Origin of the sequence: Clostridium acidisoli DSM 12555, from assembly GCF_900176305.1 — a bacterium.
In the GTDB taxonomy this organism is placed as follows: domain Bacteria; phylum Bacillota; class Clostridia; order Clostridiales; family Clostridiaceae; genus Clostridium_I; species Clostridium_I acidisoli.
Genome location: NZ_FWXH01000017.1, coordinates 14,427 through 34,406, shown reverse-complemented (window position 1 = coordinate 34,406; position 19,980 = coordinate 14,427). Strand labels below are relative to the sequence as shown.

At 30.8% G+C, this 19,980-nt stretch carries 18 protein-coding genes and 1 tRNA gene; 12 read left to right on the top strand and 7 right to left on the bottom strand.

The window, feature by feature from the left end:
• Positions 1-238 precede the first annotated feature (238 nt).
• From B8978_RS15435 to ygiD, 4 genes are all read left to right on the top strand, one after another.
• Positions 239-460, top strand: coding sequence for a DUF1659 domain-containing protein (locus B8978_RS15435; RefSeq protein WP_084117106.1), 222 nt, complete (start codon positions 239-241; stop codon positions 458-460).
• Positions 461-497: 37 nt separating this feature from the next.
• Positions 498-737, top strand: a complete 240-nt coding sequence (locus tag B8978_RS15430; RefSeq protein ID WP_084117105.1) for a DUF2922 domain-containing protein — start codon at positions 498-500, stop codon at positions 735-737.
• Between the two features lie 210 nt (positions 738-947).
• Positions 948-1,481, top strand: a complete 534-nt coding sequence (gene lepB, locus B8978_RS15425; RefSeq protein WP_084117104.1) for a signal peptidase I — start codon at positions 948-950, stop codon at positions 1,479-1,481.
• 101 nt (positions 1,482-1,582) lie between these two features.
• The gene (gene ygiD, locus B8978_RS15420; RefSeq protein ID WP_084117103.1) at positions 1,583-2,359 is read left to right on the top strand and encodes a 4,5-DOPA-extradiol-dioxygenase; all 777 of its coding nucleotides are present in this window, start codon (positions 1,583-1,585) and stop codon (positions 2,357-2,359) included.
• A 98-nt stretch (positions 2,360-2,457) separates the two neighbouring features.
• Here ygiD and B8978_RS15415 read toward each other — a convergent pair whose 3' ends face one another.
• The 3 genes from B8978_RS15415 to B8978_RS15405 form a co-directional block, all read right to left on the bottom strand.
• On the bottom strand, positions 2,458-4,455 hold the full coding sequence (locus B8978_RS15415) for a fructose-1,6-bisphosphatase (RefSeq protein ID WP_084117102.1): 1,998 nt from the start codon (positions 4,453-4,455) through the stop codon (positions 2,458-2,460).
• 198 nt (positions 4,456-4,653) lie between these two features.
• Positions 4,654-6,372 (bottom strand): ferredoxin hydrogenase, encoded by a 1,719-nt coding sequence (locus B8978_RS15410; protein ID WP_084117101.1) that lies wholly within the window; start codon positions 6,370-6,372, stop codon positions 4,654-4,656.
• 226 nt (positions 6,373-6,598) lie between these two features.
• Positions 6,599-7,486, bottom strand: coding sequence for a phosphatidylserine decarboxylase (locus tag B8978_RS15405; protein ID WP_084117100.1), 888 nt, complete (start codon positions 7,484-7,486; stop codon positions 6,599-6,601).
• 192 nt (positions 7,487-7,678) lie between these two features.
• Between B8978_RS15405 and B8978_RS15400 the strand changes: the two genes are divergently transcribed.
• A complete protein-coding gene (locus B8978_RS15400; protein ID WP_084117099.1) occupies positions 7,679-8,248 on the top strand; it encodes a TetR/AcrR family transcriptional regulator in 570 nt (189 codons plus the stop codon).
• Here the strand turns inward: B8978_RS15400 and B8978_RS15395 are convergent.
• Both B8978_RS15395 and B8978_RS15390 read right to left on the bottom strand, forming a co-directional pair.
• Complete coding sequence (locus B8978_RS15395; protein WP_084117098.1) at positions 8,243-9,844, bottom strand: ABC1 kinase family protein; 1,602 nt, start codon at positions 9,842-9,844, stop codon at positions 8,243-8,245. The genes B8978_RS15400 and B8978_RS15395 overlap by 6 nt on opposite strands.
• Before the next feature lie 65 nt (positions 9,845-9,909).
• Complete coding sequence (locus B8978_RS15390; protein WP_084117097.1) at positions 9,910-10,203, bottom strand: phasin family protein; 294 nt, start codon at positions 10,201-10,203, stop codon at positions 9,910-9,912.
• Between the two features lie 177 nt (positions 10,204-10,380).
• Between B8978_RS15390 and B8978_RS15385 the strand changes: the two genes are divergently transcribed.
• Complete coding sequence (locus tag B8978_RS15385; protein ID WP_084117096.1) at positions 10,381-11,430, top strand: HD-GYP domain-containing protein; 1,050 nt, start codon at positions 10,381-10,383, stop codon at positions 11,428-11,430.
• A gap of 76 nt (positions 11,431-11,506) precedes the next feature.
• Positions 11,507-11,583: transfer RNA gene (locus B8978_RS15380), tRNA-Arg, on the top strand.
• Positions 11,584-11,719: 136 nt separating this feature from the next.
• Here B8978_RS15380 and B8978_RS15375 read toward each other — a convergent pair.
• Positions 11,720-12,886 carry a WG repeat-containing protein gene (locus B8978_RS15375; protein ID WP_084117095.1) on the bottom strand — a complete coding sequence of 389 codons (1,167 nt, stop codon included), beginning with the start codon at positions 12,884-12,886 and terminating at the stop codon, positions 11,720-11,722.
• A gap of 186 nt (positions 12,887-13,072) precedes the next feature.
• Positions 13,073-14,260 (bottom strand): S53 family peptidase, encoded by a 1,188-nt coding sequence (locus tag B8978_RS15370; RefSeq protein WP_084117094.1) that lies wholly within the window; start codon positions 14,258-14,260, stop codon positions 13,073-13,075.
• A gap of 249 nt (positions 14,261-14,509) precedes the next feature.
• On the opposite strand from B8978_RS15370, the gene B8978_RS15365 reads away from it, so the two are divergent.
• From B8978_RS15365 to ilvD, 5 genes are all read left to right on the top strand, one after another.
• On the top strand, positions 14,510-15,271 hold the full coding sequence (locus B8978_RS15365; RefSeq protein ID WP_084117092.1) for an IclR family transcriptional regulator: 762 nt from the start codon (positions 14,510-14,512) through the stop codon (positions 15,269-15,271).
• Positions 15,272-15,463: 192 nt separating this feature from the next.
• Positions 15,464-16,108 (top strand): bifunctional 2-keto-4-hydroxyglutarate aldolase/2-keto-3-deoxy-6-phosphogluconate aldolase, encoded by a 645-nt coding sequence (locus tag B8978_RS15360; RefSeq protein WP_084117090.1) that lies wholly within the window; start codon positions 15,464-15,466, stop codon positions 16,106-16,108.
• 19 nt (positions 16,109-16,127) lie between these two features.
• Positions 16,128-17,144 carry a sugar kinase gene (locus B8978_RS15355; RefSeq protein ID WP_084117088.1) on the top strand — a complete coding sequence of 339 codons (1,017 nt, stop codon included), beginning with the start codon at positions 16,128-16,130 and terminating at the stop codon, positions 17,142-17,144.
• 19 nt (positions 17,145-17,163) lie between these two features.
• Positions 17,164-17,838, top strand: coding sequence for a FadR/GntR family transcriptional regulator (locus tag B8978_RS15350; RefSeq protein WP_084117086.1), 675 nt, complete (start codon positions 17,164-17,166; stop codon positions 17,836-17,838).
• 233 nt (positions 17,839-18,071) lie between these two features.
• Positions 18,072-19,790 carry a dihydroxy-acid dehydratase gene (gene ilvD / locus B8978_RS15345; RefSeq protein WP_084117084.1) on the top strand — a complete coding sequence of 573 codons (1,719 nt, stop codon included), beginning with the start codon at positions 18,072-18,074 and terminating at the stop codon, positions 19,788-19,790.
• Positions 19,791-19,980: the final 190 nt, after the last annotated feature.

Genomic DNA, 19,980 nt, shown 5'->3' with positions numbered 1-19,980 from the left:
CCTTAATTCATCGTACTTTCCCATGTAATAAATATACAACATATTAACAACATATGCAACAAATCAATATAAGATAAGTTACTAAATTTTATGTTTCAAACTTGTGTACTAGATATCTTAAAGAGCATATATATCTTTTGTAACAGCAAAGAGCTAAATTTATAAAATTGTAAAAAATTTAGCATTAAACTAAACAAAAGCATATATATAAGTGAATAATGAGAGAGGAGGGATAGGTATGGCAGCAGCAACAAAGGTTTCAACTTCTGTTGTTATAGTAACAAAAGTAGGAGAAACTTCAGATGGTAAAAACGTACTTAAAAAAACTACAATAAAGAATGTAGCTACATCAGCTGTAGATCAAGACATATACGATGTGGTATCTGCAATAGGTAAGGTTTTAAATTTTCCAGTGCAAGAAATTGAAAAAATTGATGAGAATGTATTAACAAATGCATAAGCGAAGTTTATAAATTAAAAAAAGGAGGGTGAAAAGTATGTCACACAAACTTACTATGAGATTTACCACTGAAGAAGACGGAAAAAATTTCTCTTTAGCTATAGATAATATTAAGGAGGATACAAATGGACAGCCTATTTTAACTGAAACTGATGTAAGTAATCTTATGGATACTATAGTTTCAAAAAAAGTGTTTTTATCAAAAACTGGGGCTATAATTGGTAAAAAGGATGCTAAAATAGTTAGTACCTCATCGCAGGATTTTGATATTAAATAAAAAAATAAATCTAATTACTATAGTAATTTTCATATATTAAGAATGGGATATGACAATTTTTTTAAATTGACATATTCCATTCTTTTAAATGTAAATAAAATATTATACAAAGAAACAAGAGAACATTCAGTAATGATTTCGTGTCTTTTATTATTTAAGCATAAATGGTAAAATTTATACATAAGAAATAAAACTTGGAGGATAGTTATAATGAAGAATATAAAAAAGGAAGTAATCAATTGGACCATTTGTATAGGTTCAGCAATTGTTTTTTCTTTAACACTAAGAACTTATGTATTTGCAAGGGCAGTTGTCAATCAGACATCTATGCTACCTACGCTTAAACCAAATGATTCAGTAATTACAGAGAATATATCACCTCATTTTTTAAATGTAAAAAGGGGAGAAATAATAACATTTGACAGTGGGGATGTAAGTAAAGATAAATATATAAAAAGAGTTATAGCCATCGAAGGAGATGAAATTGAAATTACAAACGGTAAAATTTATTTAAATGGAAGTAAACTAGATGAAAAATACATTGATAGCACAATAATTACAAATGGAGGAACGTATCTTCATGAAAATCAAAAAATTAAAATAAAGAAAGGATTTGTATTCGTGTTAGGTGATAATAGATCTGTAAGTAATGATAGCAGAAATTTTGGACCTATAAATATTAAATCAATAGATGGTCATGTTGTTTTAAGAATTTATCCTTTTAAAAAAATAAATCCTTTTTAGATTATAAAATTACTTTGGAATGTAATTACTTGACATAATAAAGTAATTTATAGTATCATACTTACATAAAGTAATAAACATACTATTTAGGGGGAGATATTATGAGTGGAAAATTACCAGCAATATTTATAGCACATGGAAGTCCTATGAATGCAATAGAAACAAATGATTATATAGATTCAATTAAAAAGCTTCCAGATGAGATAGAAAAACCCAAAGCAATAATGGTTATATCGGCACATTGGATGACTAAAGGCACATATATTACAGATGAAGATCAACCTAAGACTATATATGATTTTTATGGTTTTCCAGAAGAACTATATAAAATAAAATATAGCCCGAAAGGTGCAAAAAAATATGCTGAAATAGCACTAAACCAGTTAAAGGATGAGAAGGTTAAAGGAACAACTGCATGGGGACTTGATCATGGAGCTTGGACTATTTTAAGACATATATATCCAAAAGAAGATATACCGGTATTTGAAATGAGTATTGATGCCACACTTAGCAATGAGGAACATTACAGGCTTGGTAAAAAACTTGCAGCACTTAGGGAAAATGGAATTCTGATAATTGGAAGCGGCAACATAGTGCATAATTTAAGAGAGCTTGACTATGATGTTTATGCAAAGCCTGCTGAATGGGCATTAGAGTTTGATAATTATGTTGCAAATGCTATAAAAAATAAAAATCATTTAGATTTAATTAATTACAAAAGTATAGGTAAATCAGCAAAATTATCTTTGCCTACGGATGAACACTTTTTACCATTGCTATATATAGCAGCATTGCAAGAAGAAAATGAAGAGGCTAAATTCATATATGAAGGTATATATAACAGATCTTTATCTATGAGAGCAATAAAGATAGGATAAGACTAAAAGAAGTAGGTGAAGGGTTTTAACGGTTGCTGCGCCAGTCAAACCCTTCATCTGCACTTTGTAATTTCTAATTATTAAGAAACATCATTTATCTATTTTTTTGTTTGTTCTTTAATAAGCCCTTTTTTATAAGCTAATAGTAGAAGCTTTAATTCATGAAGTTGATTTTTTAATTCAAAACCAATATCAGTATCACCAACCATTTTTCTTTTTACAACTTGTTCCAACAATATTCTAGAAGAAAGTATGTCAGTTTCTTCAGTTATTGCTTTTTCTGTAGATTCAAAAGGTTCATGGGATACAAGTTGTAAACCAAAGGAGTTATATATTAAAGTATATCCAGCAATTCCGGTTTTGCATTGATAAGCCTTAGAAAAACCACCATCTATGACCATAAGTTTACCATTAGCTTTTATTGGGTTCTCACCATTTTTGCTTTCTACAGGGACATGACCGTTTATTATATGGGATTCTTTTGGGTCTAATCCAAATTCAATCAATATATTGTCACAAACCTTCTCATCATTCCTGAATTTATAATATGGATCTTTTTTTTCATAGTGAGTTTCATCTTCATCAATAAAGTATCGTTCAAAAGTGGTCATTTTTTCCTTACCGAAAAGTGGAGAAAATGGACCAGTCCAAAGGTACCAAATAATATCCATGCCATATTGTTTAACAGATGTATTTTCTTTGTAAAAGAAACCTTCTCTAGCTAGTATATCTAGCCTATCCAAAAGAGCTTTTCCTTTATATTTTTTATCTTTAATAGTTACTTCTTTAAAACTTCCATCTTCATTTAAAGGTATACATCCATGATATAATAAATTGGAGTTAAATTTTAAATATAAACTTCCATTTGAAAACAAAAAACGAACGTGTTTATTTAATTTTTCACTGTTAATAAAAGAAGACTTCAACTTTTCTATAAGCTCTAATTCTTCATCTAAAAGTTTATAAGGATTTTTTGGATCAATTGTAGGAAAACTAGTTTGATTTAAAGTGTAAGTTTTTCCATCTATATTAATTGTACCTTTATTATAATTAATATTATTTAGAAGCAGTCTATAATCCATTTTAAATTCTGGGTGTCTGTTTATAATTTCACCTTCAAGTTTAAATTGAATTATAGCAATAGCTTTATGCATCTTTGCAATTAATTGAATTTCACTTACAGTGTAATTTCTATTGTATTCAATTTTTGGTAAGAACTTTTCACAGTCATCCTCACTATAAAAATCCATAGCAAAAGTAGCAAGTGGCATAAGATTTATTCCATAACCATCTTCAATTGTTGATAGGTTAGCATATCGTGCAGAATTTCTTATTACATTTGCCATGCACACTTCAGAGCCTGAAGCGGCACCAATCCAAACTATATCATGATTTCCCCACTGAATATCTACAGCATGGTAATTTGTTAGCATTTCCATGATTATGTCGGCACCAGGGCCTCTATCAAATATGTCACCAATTATGTGCAATCTATCAATAACTAATCTTTGAATAAGTTTTGATATTGCAATTATAAAATCACGAGCTCTATCTATACTAATTATGGTGTTTATTATTTCTCCATAATATTCTTGCTTATCCATATCATCAGATTCTTCGTGTAATAACTCTTCTATAATGTAAGAGAAGTCCTTTGGAAGAGCTTTTCTAACTTTTGAACGCGTATATTTTGAAGAAACATTTCTACAAATTTCAATTAATCTGTAAAGAGTTATTTTATACCAATCATCAATATTTTTTTGCTGTTTTAAAATTATATCTAGCTTTTGTTCAGGATAATAAATTAAAGTACATAGGCTTTTTTTATCATTTTGTATCAGTCTATTTCCGAATATATCATCAATTTTGTTTTTAATAACACCAGAAGCGTTTTTTAACACATGTATAAACTGTTCGTATTCTCCATGTACGTCCGTAAGAAAATGTTCAGTACCTTTTGGAAGATTTAAAATTGCTTGAAGATTTATTATTTCAGTTGAAGCCTCATTAATTGTAGGATATTGTTTGGAAAGTAGATTTAGATACTTAAAATTTTTTTCAATGCTTTTGTCGCTAAGCTCTTTTTCTAATAACATAACACATTAATCCCCCATCAAGATAATATAACTCATATTAGCGTGAAAATAAACAAATAGGCTATACTTTTTATTTAATATTATAACACAAAGTTACAATAACATTAATCCTATTATAGTAATAAATTTGCAATTTGTTAAGGGTAAAAAAAAGCAAACTCAAAATATCTTGAGTTTGCTTTCTTTATTTAAAAATATTTACTTACTATATTTATAGTGTAATTGCTCATGGGCACGCCCTTCACCCGGTTTTCCAAAGTAAGTTTCATACATCTTTATTATAGAAGGATTTTTATGACATTTTCTCTTTGCAAGATTTTTATCCTGATTGTATAAAACAGACGCTCTTAATGTTTTATAGTCAACAGTATCTCTGTTTAATGCAGTTAAGTGAGGTTGACCGCCACCATTTACACAGCCACCAGGACAAGCCATGACTTCTATAAAGTGATATTGTTTTTCATCCATTTTTCCTGATTTCATGAATTCAAATACATTAGCAGCTCCGTTTAAGACAGCAACATTATAACTATTGCCAGCAATTTCAACAGTAGCTTCTTTTATACCTTTTAAGCCTCTTACTTCTTTATACTCTATGTTTTCAAGTTCTGCATTTTCTGCAAAATCTTTAGCCGATCTAAGAGCAGCTTCCATAACTCCACCAGTTGCTCCAAAAATCGCACCCGCACCACTATATTCACCCATTGCTGGATCAGCTTGGCTGTCTTCAAGTGTTGCAAATTTAATTTTTGCATCTTTAATCATTTTAGCAAGTTCTCTTGTTGTTATAACAGCATCTATATCTCTTAAGCCGTCGGTTTCCATGCCTTTAAGATCAGCTTCGTATTTTTTATCATTACAAGGCATTACTGTAACTGTAAATACATCTTTAGCATCAATTCCTGATATTCCAGGGTAATAAGTTTTAGTTGCAGTACCAAATATTTGTTGAGGTGATTTTGCTGATGAAAGATTTTCTAGTAATTCAGGAAAATAATTTTGAGCCTGTCTTACCCAAGCAGGGCAACATGATGTATACATTGGAAAGGGACCATTGTTTTTAATTCTCTTTAGTAATTCAGTGGCCTCTTCCATTATAGTCATATCAGCACCAAATATTATGTCAAAGATTTTATCAAAACCAAGCATTCTTAATGCTGTATAAAGTTTTCCAGTAACATCTTTTCCAAAGCCCATATTAAATAATTCACCAATAGCAGTTCTAACAGCAGGTGCCATAGCAACAATTACATGCTTTTTAGGATCTTCCAATGCAGCTTTTACTTTAGCTATTCCAGGTTGTTCTGTAATTGCAGCAACTGGACAGGCAATTACACATTGTCCACATAAAAGGCAGGTAGAATCGTCAAAACATTTATCGTCTACTGTTCCAACAGCTCTTTGTCCGTTTCTTTTTACAAATTGTATTGAACATGTTCCAGTGAATTCTTTACAAGCAGCTACACATCGTCCACATAAAACACATTTAGATCTATCGATTACGATTGCTTTACTTCTAGCATCTATATATTCAGATTTATCTTCTGGTAAAAATGGTTTTGAAGCTTTAGCTTTAGTTTTTATTACAAGTTTTAAGAACTCACAGTTTTCTCTTCTTGAACAAGGGCCACATTTAAATTCATGTTTGTCTAAAAGCATAGACACCCTTTTCTTTATTCTTTCATTTACTGTTTCTGTGTTTGTTTGTATTACCATGCCGTCTTTAACTTTAACTACACAAGAAGCTACACATTTTCCGTCTACTTCAACAAGACAAACACCACATTTACCAAAATTTCCGCAGTCTTTTAGAAAACAAAGAGTTGGTATATCAGCACCATTTTCTCTTGCAACCTCTAAAATAGTCTTGTTTTGTTCTGTTTGTATCTCCTTACCATCTAGAACTATTGTAATCATCTTTTTCCTCCCAAAAAGTAAATTAAAAATCCAAAAACAATTATAACATATTTAAGTGAATGAAAGAACTTCATTTAAAAGATTGTTAAAAAAACTACTAAGTCTAGCATGGAATCATGAAATTATTAATGATTTCATGATTAAATTATTAAATTAATACCACAAAACTAGGCAATAATCCCAACTGATAAACATTTCAACATATAATTGTTTTTTTAACAATCTTTTATAGATTATTCCCAATAGTTTCACCCATATTAACTTTAGTCTCAAAACCAAGGCTAGATTGTTCTAATATATCTTTATCAATAGAAACAGCATTACTTTCAAAAAATAACACTATTGTTGAGCCTCCAAATTTAAAATAGCCTTTTTCTTCACCTTTAGATATCTTTTTGTTAGGAGAATAAGTTTGAATAATTGATCCAACACAAGTCGCACCAACTTCAACATAAAGTACGTCTCCAAAGTTATCTGAATGAAATAAACTCCATTCCCTTTTGTTTTCACAGAAAAGGTTATTTACTTTCTTTAGGGCTATAGGATTAACTGAATAATAAGCACCGTTAATTTTTTTAGAAACATCACAAAAACCACTATCTAAAAAATGAAATCTATGATAGTCAGTTGGACAAAGTCTTAAAATAAGACAAGTTCCATCAGCATATTTTTTAGAAACATCATCATTTTTTATAAAGTCATATAGACTGTAAGTTATACCCTTAATTTGAATTAAGTTTTTAAGGTCAATGTTAGTAAACGCTGTAAGACGGCCATCTCCAGGAGATATAAGAGAATTAGAAACTTTATCAATTGGTCTAGCATTCTCTTTAAGTTTCCTATAAAAAAAATCATTGAAGCAATTATAGGCTTCTGGGTTATCTTTAAACTGGGATGTATCAATATTAAAATCATCTATAAATTTTTTTATCTTGCCCTTGCTTAGCTTTGTATTGCAATAATAACCATAGAACTTAGAAAAAATTTTTTTCTTTATTAATTTTTCTAATAAAAACATTCCAATTGGTGAAGAATAAGTCCAGTTTAAATAGCTATCTCCAGCAACTTTTTCTATATTATAAGTTTTTGCTTTCCTATCATAATACTTAATCATAAAAAAAACCTCATCTTGTTTTTAATTTAGATTATAAGTTGTTTCGTTATATATGTCAAAGTACAATACAAAACTTGTTAATTTGTATATTGTATTATGATATTTTCATAGTATAATATATAAATTAACAAGTTTATCATATATTAATGTATGGTGACCCTAGTATAAGTATGGAAATTTTGAGGTGATTTTATGAATAAAACTAAAAATTTAATTTTTAACTCAGCTGTAAGAGTTTTTTCAATTAAAGGATATGATGGAGCAACAATGGATGAAATAGCTATGAGTGCAGGTGTTGCAAAAGGAACCTTATATTATCATTTTAAAAGTAAAGAGGAAATATTTAAATATATTATGGATGAAGGTATGAGATTAACTCAAGATGAAATCGATACTTCACTAGAAAATGAAGATAATTCTATTGGCAAATTAAGAGCAATGTTTAAAGGAATACTAATTCTTGTACACAGGAATAGGGATTTTTTTAAAGTTGTTGCAAGTCAACTTTGGGGAAGAGAAATTAGGCAGTTTGAACTTAGAGATATAATGAAAAAATATATGTGTGATATAGAAATGTACATTAAAGATGCTATGGATGAAGGAATAATAAAGAAAGGAAATTCTAGATTAATTGCATATTCATTAATAGGAACTTTTTGTTCTTCTGCCATTTATGAAATATCAGTAGGTCAAGAAGATATAAAAGATACTGTCGAATGTGTAATGGATTGCATTTTAGATGGACTAAAAATAAGATTATAAGGTTCCAGATTTTAATATTGATATAAGAAGATAGAAACCCATTAAAGCAGCAATAATGAAACCAGTTATTCCTATAATTGATATATCATGAAGTTTTGGACCTATATTCGTTCTTAAAATAAGAGATGAACCAATAATCATTGAAGATATTATAACTGCAAAGACAATCCTGTTAACCATTCTATGTAGATTTTTAATTGGCTGATCCAAATTATTGTGATTAAGCTGAATCTTAGCTCTTCCACTTATAATACTATCTGAAAATTCAATGAATTTTGATGGAACGAGAGAAGAAGCTCTCATAAATTTAAGGCTATGTAACATAAACTCATCAAACTCAAAATCATTAATAAATGTATTTCTATTTTGTGATTTTATATAGGGCATAATTAAATCAATTAATACTAAATCAGGTGAAATCGTTGAAAGAACTCCTTCGGTTATAACAAGGCTTCGTACTAATATTGTTAACTCCTTCGGTATTTGGATATTGTTTCTTTTTGTTATTTCAAATATTTCTTCAAATAGCAAAGATACCTTTATATTCATAAGTGAAGTTGAAAGATAAGTACTAAGAAGGTATTCTACATCTTCATAGAGAGAGTTTTTATCTATATGACCTTTTCTAACACCGATAGACATAAGGATGGACACAAGTTCATTTATATCTCGGTAAGCTAAAGCAACAATAGCCTTATTTAGCGAATCTTTTAGAGATTTTGAAAGTGAACCCATTAGACCAAAATCTATATAACATATTTGATTTTGGCGAATAATTACGTTTCCTGGATGGGGGTCTGCATGAAAAAAGCCATCTTGAAAAACTTGTTTAAAAAAAGAAATAGAAAGTTTTCGTCCTATATCCTCCAAATTATAACCTGCCTTAGAAAGTGAAGATATATCATCTATCTTAATACCGTCTATTTTTTCCATAGTTATAACTTTTTTTGTGCAAAAGTCTTCAATTATATAAGGTACGTAAATATAATTGACATCATTATTTAAAGCCTTAAATTTTTTTAAATTTAAAACTTCATTCCTAAAATTTAACTCATCTTCAGTTGATTTTAAAAGTTCATCAATAGCATCTTTTAAGTCAATTATAGTATCTGTAAATTTAGCTTTAGTAAGATGGAGTATCTTACTTAAAATAGATAAGTCTATATGCATTTCATCCGCTATTTGTGGACGCTGAATTTTTACAATTACAAATCTACCATCTTTTAATATAGCTTCATGTACTTGAGCAATTGAAGCAGAACCAATAGGATTTTTGTTAAAGTATAAAAAACTATTGTCTATTGTATCATGAAATTCGTTTATAAAAAGTTGTTCAATATTATTAAAATCTTCAATAGGAGCATTATCTTGAAGTTTAGATAACTCATCAATATAATTCGAAGGTAAAAGATCTGTTCTAGTACTTAAAATCTGACCTATTTTTATAAAAGTTGGGCCTAATTCCTCGAAAGCTTTTCTTAAATTGGCAGGAGAGTTGTCGTCTTTGCTGAATTTGGAATCAACAAGAAAACCAAAGCCATAATAAATAAAAACTTTTACAATTTGTCTTAACCTATGTACAGATTCTCTACGCATAATCATTTCTCCTTCAAATTAAAACTAAAAGCCCTAACACATAGGTTTGGGCTTTTAAGTATATATTATAGAAGTTTTTCCTCTAGTTTACTAAGTCTGTTTTTTATGTCTTCAATTTCGTCTCTTGTAACAAAGTTTACATTACCCAAAAGTTCAGTTATTTCATCTTTTGTTACTGGTTTAAATTTTTCGCTTTTTTCAGCAATATTCTTTTTTAACTCTTGAGAAAGTTCTTTTCCATCTTCAACAGTTAGCTTACCCTTTTCTACCATCTCATCTATTACTTTAGACGCTTTTTCATAGGTGTAAGCAGCTGAACCAAGTCCTGCAAGAAGAGCTTTTTTTAACTGGTCTACCATAATTAATACACCTCCATTTATTAATAAGTATACCACAATAATATCAAATCAATACAAGTTTGTAAATTATGTTAATAATATATTTACCAATAAGCTAAAAATAATTATAATATAAGTATATATGTTTTTTATTATAATGAAAAAATGACAATAAGTTCTGTTTGGGGGTTAACGGGGATGAAAACCAAGAAAAGGAATGTGGCTATAAATGATTTAGAAGCAGGAATGATAGCTGTAAAAAATATTATGTATGATAATAAGGTTTTAATAGCAGAAGGAATTCCTATTACGGAAATGGCAATATCAAAACTGAAGGAAAGATATCTATATAATAAAATAGAAGTATATGCAGAACCCAATGCCGATGAATTAAAAGAAGAAGAGATGGAGAGAGTTGAAGAAAGTTTCAATGAACTCACAGGGGATTTACAAAAAATTTTTAATGGCATGGACAACCTTCAGGTTTCAGGAATAGAAGAAGTAAGAAATTTTGCAATAAAAGTAAAAAGCGAAATGGATCCAGCAAACCTTATTATAAAAAACATTGTACTACACGGAAGTGGGATGGACACAGTATATAGACATGGTGTTAACGTTTCAGCTTTAAGCTTAATATTAGGAAAATGGATTGGACTTAATGAAGTTCAATTGAATTTGTTAGTATATAGTGCAATTCTCCACGATTTTGGTAAAACCAAGATAAATAATAAAGTATTATGCAAAGAAGGAAAACTAACTCAAAATGAACTTAAGGACATTAAGTCTCATCCATTAGTTGCATATAACTATATAAGTAAAATACCATTTTTAGATAAAACAGTTAGTCAAGGTGTGTTATTACATCATGAAAGAGAGGATGGCTCTGGTTACCCACTTGGAATTAAAGGCGAAAAGATTCCTACCTTTGCAAAGATAATAGCTATTGCAGATGTTTTTGATGCAATAAATTCAAGAAGACCATACAGAGAAAAAAGAAAACCTTTTGAAGCACTAGCAATAATTCAGAAGGAGGAGTTAGGAAAACTAGATTATGAATACTGTAAATTGTTTACAAATCACATTGTGAATTTTTATATTGGAGAAAAAGCACTACTTAATGATGGAAGAGTATGCAAAATAATAAAGGTAGATCCAGATAATTTAAACGCACCGCTTTTATTTGATGAAAACGAATTTATAGATTTAAAGGTTAGAAAAGATTTATATGTTGAGGAATTGCTAATTTAATGAGTTTTGCTTTTTAAAGCAGTGTTAATATTGACATTATATAAGAACTGTAATAAAATGTTTAGGTAAACGGTATGCATCTGTAGCTCAGTAGGATAGAGCGACGGTTTCCTAAACCGCAGGCCGGAAGTTCGAATCTTCTCAGGTGCACCAAAGAAAAACCTTGTAATCTCAACGGATTGCAAGGTTTTTAATTTTGCTTAAATTTGATATTCTATTTGTCATTTGAAAATTACGCATAAAAAACGGAGCAAGTTGTTATAGCTTGTATACCTAAATAAATTAGAAATTATGTATTTAATTTAAAAATAACTTTACCTTTTGCATCAATATACTCAAAATTAAATCCATCTTTACTTATTAAGCCCAGACCATTTGAAAAAGATTTGGCATACTTTAAGCTAGGAGGTAACATGTAGTTTCCGTTTTTGTCCATATATCCATATCGTGAATTAATGCCAGTACCTTTTGATACTAATTTAATTCCGTCTTCAGAAGGAAAAACATATTCGAATTGAGGTTTAACAATCATAGTACCGTTGGTATTAATAAAACCCCATTTATGATTTATCTCTACAGCGGCTAATTTATCTTCAAAAGCTTGTACGCCTTGATATTGTGGATTAATAGCAATATTGCCTTTTGTATCAATAAAGCCCCATTCATTATGTATAAGTATAGGTGCTAATCCGTCTGAGAATGAAAGCATATAATTAGCTTTAGGCTCTGCAATAAAGTTTCCATTTGTATCAATAAAACCTAGGCTATCGTTTGTTTTTACCATTGCTAAATTTTCACTGAAATCACTTCCGGATATAAATTGTTTATCAATAGCAATAGTACCCTTTTTGTTAATGTAGGTATAATGGTTATCTGATACTCTAACTAATGCCAAACCGTCATGGAAATCATTTGCATCACTAAATTGAGATTTAATAATTATTTTGCCAGTGGTATCGGCAAATCCATATTTTTTATTTAGCCATGTTGATATCATTCCATCAGAAATATTACCAAGCAAATCATATATAGGTTTAATGATAAATTTGCCAGTCATATCAATATACCCGCATTTTTTATTAATAAAAACTCTTGCAATACCATCTTTAAATTGATCAGCAGCATCAAATTGAGGATTAATAACCATCACACCATTTGAATTTATATAACCTTTTTTACCATTAAGAGTTACTATTGCTAAGCCATCATTTGAGTTTGTTGCACTATCATATTTTGGTTTTACGACAACATTGCCTGATTCGTCAATAAAACCCCATTTTACTTTATCCATAGAAGTAAGGCCTGTATAATATTTGCTATTGGATGGAAAGGCAATTATTTTTTTGTTTATATTTATTGATGTATTTGAACTACTAGAATTATAACTACAACCATTAAAAACCAATGATATCATTATAAAAATGGCGGTAAATAGTATAAATTTATTTTTTTTCATTAATTTAAATCTCCTAACTAAAATCAAATTGAGGTATGATTCTATATTTATTATACATGCTTATAATTATCAATGAAATAAAACCTTAACTAAAATATAAGATTAGGCCTACAATTTAAAAGAAGGTTGATAACAATAAGACAGTTATCAACCTTAAAACAAAATATATAATTATATTAATAGAAGCTATTTAGTTTTTAAATTAGTTGCATTAGTAATGTATGGAACAAGTGCGTTGGCTTTTGGGCTACCAATACCAGTAATTAAATCATATCCAGATTTAGCAGAGAAATCGCCATTATTTCCTGTAGTAACATCATGATAGTCTGTATTATATGCTGAAGTTGATGCACTGTAAAGACTAGAAATAGTATCGAAGCTGTTAAGAGCACTTCCACGACTTTGATCAAATAATGCTACAAGACCAGCCCAACTTGGAGATCCAAGGCTTGTCCCACCAACTTGAAACCAGCCAGACTTGCTATTGTATTTTGTAGTACTATAAACTGCAACTCCAGTATTAGGATCAGCATCCCAAGAAATGTCGGGATTTCCACGGTAGTCTCCTATAATGCTTGTTAAATTAGATTGATAACTTGGTGTAAGTTCATAGGAGCTTGTCCCACCACCAGAGCCAGACCATCCACTTTCACTTTTATATGTTCCAGCAGAATCAATATTCAATGTTGTACCTCCAACGGATAATACATTAGGTGATACTGCCGGCCATTCTACACCAGAACCATCATCACCAGAAGATGCTAAATAAACAGTTCCTGAATGCTGGAAATGTGAGTCATAGGAATCTTCGCCATCGAATTCTGAACCACCCCAGCTGTTTGATACAACTTGAGAGCCATGAGAACTAGCATAATCAATAGCAGCTACTAAATCATCACTAGAATCAGATTTTGCAACACATAAGAGAATTTTTGCATCTGGTGCTACAGCATGAGCCCATTCAACGTCCATAGCTGTTTCAAGGGCCCAACCTCCATCTGTACTACTGGGTTTTCCAGTTGGATAGGCTACGGTTAGGGTTCCTGAAGAAATTCCAAATTGTTTAGAAAATGCAGCTAAGTCATTTTGTATTGTGGGACTACCGTAGGAATCTACGATTGCTATGGTTTGGCCTTTGCCGGTTGCTGAAACTTGATTTAAACCATAGGCATTTTTAATTTGTGAAACGGTGTAACCCACAGGACCGGCTGTTGATGCTTGCTTTACTCTAATCAGTGGATAGGCTTTCCACGTGGCTGGAGCTTTTTTTGCATTAGAAGATATGGAAGAGGCATTGACTAAAAAACTGGTTGGAAGCAAAGTTGTCCCTAAAATAAGTCCAAATAAAAGTAGTGTTTTTACATGTTTGTTCATAAAATAAAACCTCCTTTTATAATAACCACAATTTAATATCGTGGCGCAGATAAACTTATGAAAGAATAGTATTCATATGTAAATTGTAAAGTTAATATACCACAACATTAAAAAATATGCAACAATAATTTTAAATTAATGTGACTAAATTTAAAAAATAGATGTTTTTTGTATTAAAGAAAAAAGCTTGAAATATTTCACTAGTAAATATATTATATTTATATTGTGTATAAGAAGGGAAGTGTTTAAATGCAGGAGGTAGTACAATCAGTAGAGAGATCTTTATCGATTGTTGAGGTCTTATCTGAATATGACGAAGGACTTGGTTTAACTGAAATAAGCGAAAAGGTGGATCTGCATAAGAGCACGGTGCATAGACTTTTATATACGTTAATGGTTAAAGGCTATGTGCAGCAAAATGAAGATACTAACAAATATAAATTAACTTTAAAGTTATTTGAGCTTGGAAGCAAAAAGGTTGAAAAAATGAATGTGGTTACAGCAGCTAGACCATTGTTACAGGAACTTATGGAAAAAACTAATGAAGTCATACATTTAGTAGTTAGAGAAGGTACTGAAATCATATATATAGCAAAAGTTGAATCTCAGAACCCAATAAGAATGTATTCAAAAATCGGAAAGAGGAGTCAGGTATATTGCACTGCAGTTGGAAAATCAATGCTTGCACATATGACAGATAAAGAAGTTCTAAATATTTGGAATAGCAGCAAAATAGAAAAATTAACAGAATACACAATAACAGATTTTAATAAGTTCAAGGAAGTAATTAAAGATGTAAAAGAAAAGGGATATGCAATAGATGAACAGGAAAATGAAATTGGAATAAGATGCACAGCTACTTCGATATTAGATTATAAAGGTGATGTTTGTGGTGCAATTAGTATTTCTGGTTCTATAATAAGTTTTAAAGAGGAAAAAATTGAGGAATTTTCAAAGCTTATAATTGAATATGCAGGAAAAATATCTAGGGAACTTGGTTACAGAGGATAAGTAATAGGTTTCCTTTCATTTTATTAGAAATTCAAAGAAATGCTTAATTAAACAATGATATTTAATGATAAATATCAAATATAGCATAAATAGGTTTTGATTAATGAAACACAGTTTTGTATAATGAAACATGTAAGGATAAGACTATAATTTTTGCATAAAATAAATAATAAAAATTAGGAGGAATATAGTATGATCGAAAAAATAAACACTTTAAGTAGAATTGAAGAAGTTGGTGTGGTTGCAGTAGTTAGAGCAGATAATGAAGAACAAGCAGTTAAAATTTCAAAGGCTTGCATAGAGGGCGGAATTCCTGCTATAGAAGTTACTTTCACAGTACCTGGTGCTGACAAGGTTATAACTACACTAAAAAATACATTTTCAAAAGAAGAATTAATAGTTGGAGCTGGTACTGTACTTGACAGTGAAACAGCTAGAATTGCAATACTTGCTGGAGCACAATATATTGTAAGCCCTGGTTTTGACTTAGAAAGTGCAAAACTATGTAACAGGTATCAAATACCATACATGGCTGGTTGTATGACAATAACTGAAATGATAAGAGCTATGGAAGCTGGAGTAGATATAGTTAAGTTATTCCCAGGAGATGCTTATGGACCAAGTATGGTTAAAAATGTAAAGGCACCTCTTCCACAAGTTCCAATAATGCCAACTGGTGGAGTTAGTCTTGATAATGTAGAGCAATGGATCAAAAATGGCTGTGTAGCTGTTGGCGTTGGTGGCCAACTTATAGGTGGGGCTAAAACTGGAAATTATCAAGAGATAACAGAAACAGCAAAAAAATTCGTTGCAAAAGTAAAAGAAGCTAGAAAATAATATTTCAGGAGGAATAACAATGGCAAAGAAAATAGTTACAATGGGAGAGTTATTGCTAAGACTAACTACACCAGGTCATAGCAGATTTACGCAAGCTAGGTCTTTTGACGCTATATATGGTGGAGCAGAAGCAAATGTAGCTGTGTTTTTAGCTAATATGGGTATGGACTCTTATTTTTTAACTAGATTACCTGAAAATGAAATTGGTCAAAGTGCAGTAAATTTTTTAAGAAGTTATGGAGTAAAAACAGATTATATCGTTAGAGGTGGGGAAAGACTAGGAATATACTTTCTTGAAAAAGGTACATCAACAAGACCTTCTAAGGTAGTATATGATAGAAAGCATTCATCAATATGTGATATAAATGCAGAGAAAATAAACTTTGATGAGGTTTTTAAGGATGCGGATTGGTTTCATCTTTCAGGCATAACACCTGCTCTTGGAGAAAAATGTATAACTTTAGTTGAAAAAGCTACTGACTATGCAAAGAAAAAAGGTATACGTATTAGCGTAGATTTAAATTATAGAAACAAACTTTGGGATTATCCTGATTTTGAAAAAGTTATGGTTAATATAATAAAAGATGTGGATGTTTGTTTTGGTTGGATAAATAGTGAAGAAGATAAAGAATATTCTGTTGCGGATTTTGCAAAGCAAGGAGTAGAGTTAGATAATTTTAAAAACATCTTTTCAAATATGCAAAAAAGATTTAATATAAAATATGTTGTAACTACTTTAAGAGAGAACTATTCAGCAACACATAATGCAATGTCAGCCCTTATTTATGATGGAAATGAATTGTATCAATCTAAGAAATACGATTTTACAATTGAAGATAGAGTTGGCGCAGGAGATGCATTTGCAGCAGGACTTGTTTATAAGTTGGTTAATGGGGCAAATTCAAGAGATGCTTTAGAGTTTGCTACAGCTTCAGCTGTTTTGAAACATACTGTGGAAGGTGATTTTAACCTTTGTAGTGAAGATGAAATAATGGCTGTTGCAGGTGGAAATACTTCTGGTAGTGTTCAAAGATAGATAAAATAGGAGATTTCATATGAAAGATGGTAGAACAAGTGATAAGGTTCTAGAAAATATTCAGGAAAAAATTTTTACTGGTGAATGGAAACCTGGACAAAAGATTATGTCAGAGATAAAACTTTCAGAGGAGTTAAATGTAAGCAGGGTATCTGTTAGAGAAGCCATTGAAAAACTAGCAACGCTAAACATTATAACTAAAAAACAAGGTGGGGGAACTTTTGTAAATGATTTGGGACCATCAGTTTATTTAAACAGTTTACTGCCTATGCTTATTTTGGACAGAGATAACTATATGGATATACTGGAATTTAGATTAATTACTGAACCCGAAACAGCTAGATTATGTGCTGAAAGGGCAAGTGAAGATTTAATAAAAGAACTTCAATTTAGTTATGAAAAAATGAAAAGTTATAGCAATGACATGAAGAAATTCACAGAAGAGGATTTAAAGTTTCATACGAAAATTTCGGAGGGAACACAAAATACTTTGATTATAAAAGTAAATGAATTACTAAGAAATGTGCTTGAATACCATCAGAGAACTTTATATGAAAGCCTTGGACCAGAAGGCGGAATCCATGAACATAAGTTTATTTTAGACGCAATTAAAAATAAGGATTCAGAGCTTGCAGCAATTTATGCTAGAAGACATGCTGAGAGAACTATAAGTGACCTAAGAAAATTAAAATAAATAATTAAACACCCCAAGAGATATATTGATATTTCTTGGGGTGTTTTGCTATGTGAAACTTTATTTTGCATTGTGAAAAAACTATTGACTAAAAAACGATTACATAGTATTATATATCTAAAGTTATAATACAACTTTAGATATAAATCAAATAAATATTAATAAAACACAAGTTATTACTAAAATATACACTAATTTGTAATACAAATAATTATAAATATGAGGTGATCTATATGTTAAAAAGTCAAGAAATAAGACAAAAAGCTCCTGAAATTGATTCTTTGAGACTTGGTGCAGGTTGGAAACTAGAAGATCTTGAGAAACCACAGATAATAGTAGAAAGTAGCTTTGGACACAGTCATCCAGGAAGTGCACATCTTGATACTTTGGTAGATGAAACATTTAAGGTTGTAAATGAAAGTGGAGGCAGGGCAGCTAAATTTTTCGTAACAGACATATGTGATGGTGAATCACAAGGTCATGATGGTATGAATTTTTCACTTCCATCAAGAGAAATGATGGCAAACATGATAGAAATACATGTGGAAGCAACTCCTTTTGATGCAGGTGTATTTATAACTAGTTGTGATAAAGCAGTACCAGCACATCTAATGGCAATTGCAAGGCTTAATATGCCAGCAATATTAGTTCCAGGTGGGATTATGAATCCAGGACCTAAAATGCTTACACTTGAACAAATTGGTACTTATGATGCACAGTATAAAAGAGGAGAAATAACTAAAGAGCAATATGATTATTATAAACATAATGCCTGTCCAAGTTGCGGAGCGTGTTCATTTATGGGAACAGCTTCAACCATGCAGGTTATGGCAGAAGCCTTAGGGGTTGCTTTACCTGGAACAGCATTAATCCCAGTAAATTCAAAGGAACTTAAAAATGCAGCTAAAAGGGCAGCGGTACAGTCACTTAAACTTGTTGAACTAGGAATAAAACCTTCAGATATAATGACTAAACAAGCTTTTGAAAATGCAATAATGGTACATGCGGCAATTGCTGGATCTAGCAATGGATTGTTACATCTTCCAGCAATAGCTCACGAACTTGGTATAGAAATAGAACCAGAATTATTTGATGAAATTCATAGAAAAATACCATACATTCTTAATATAAGACCAAGTGGTTTTTATCCAGGTTCATATTTTTGGAATGCGGGTGGTGTTCCAGCGATAATGGAAGAAATTAAAGAATTTTTACATTTAGATGTTATGACTGTTACAGGGAAAACATTAGGAGAGAATTTAGAATATATAAAGAAAAGTGGATATTATGAAGAACATGAAAGGCTTATAGAAAGCCTTGGAGTTAAAAAAGAAGATGTGATAAAGTCAAAAGAAAATCCAATTCAAAAACAGGGTGCTATAGCTATTCTCAAAGGAAATCTAGCACCAGGGGGGGCAGTTGTAAAGCATTCTGCAGTATCAAAAAAGTTAATGCAAGTAGTTTTAAAGGCCAGAGTTTTTGACTGTGAAGAAGATGCAATTAAAGCGGTATTAACTAAAAACATAAAACCGGGTGATGCAGTATTTGTAAGGTACGAAGGACCGAAGGGCTCAGGAATGCCAGAGATGTTCTATACAACGGAGGCAATTGCGTCAGACCCAGAACTTGTAGAATCTATAGCACTTATTACAGATGGTAGATTTTCAGGTGCAACTAGAGGACCAGCAATAGGACATGTATCTCCAGAGGCAAGTGAAGGTGGACCAATTGCACTTGTTGAAGAAGATGATCTAATTAAGATAGACATACCAGCAAGGAGTATAGACATAATAGGGGTAGTTGGAAGTAAAAAAACTGAAGATGAGATTAAAGGTATATTAAAACATAGAAAAGAAAAATGGATTAAGCCAACACCTAAATATACTAAAGGGGTTTTAGGTATTTATACTAAATGTGCAGTATCACCTATGAAGGGCGGATATATGGAATAAAGCTGTTTCATAATATGAAGAAATTGCGAAGTAAAGTGAAGGGTTTTAGCGATTGCTTCGCACGTTAAAAGGTGAAGGGTCGCCAAATGGCGAGTTGATGGGTTTTATCCCTGCTAAGCGCGGATAAAAGGTGAAGTGTTTATGGATAGATCCATAGCCTTTTCACCGCGAAGCATAGGTGAAAACCCTT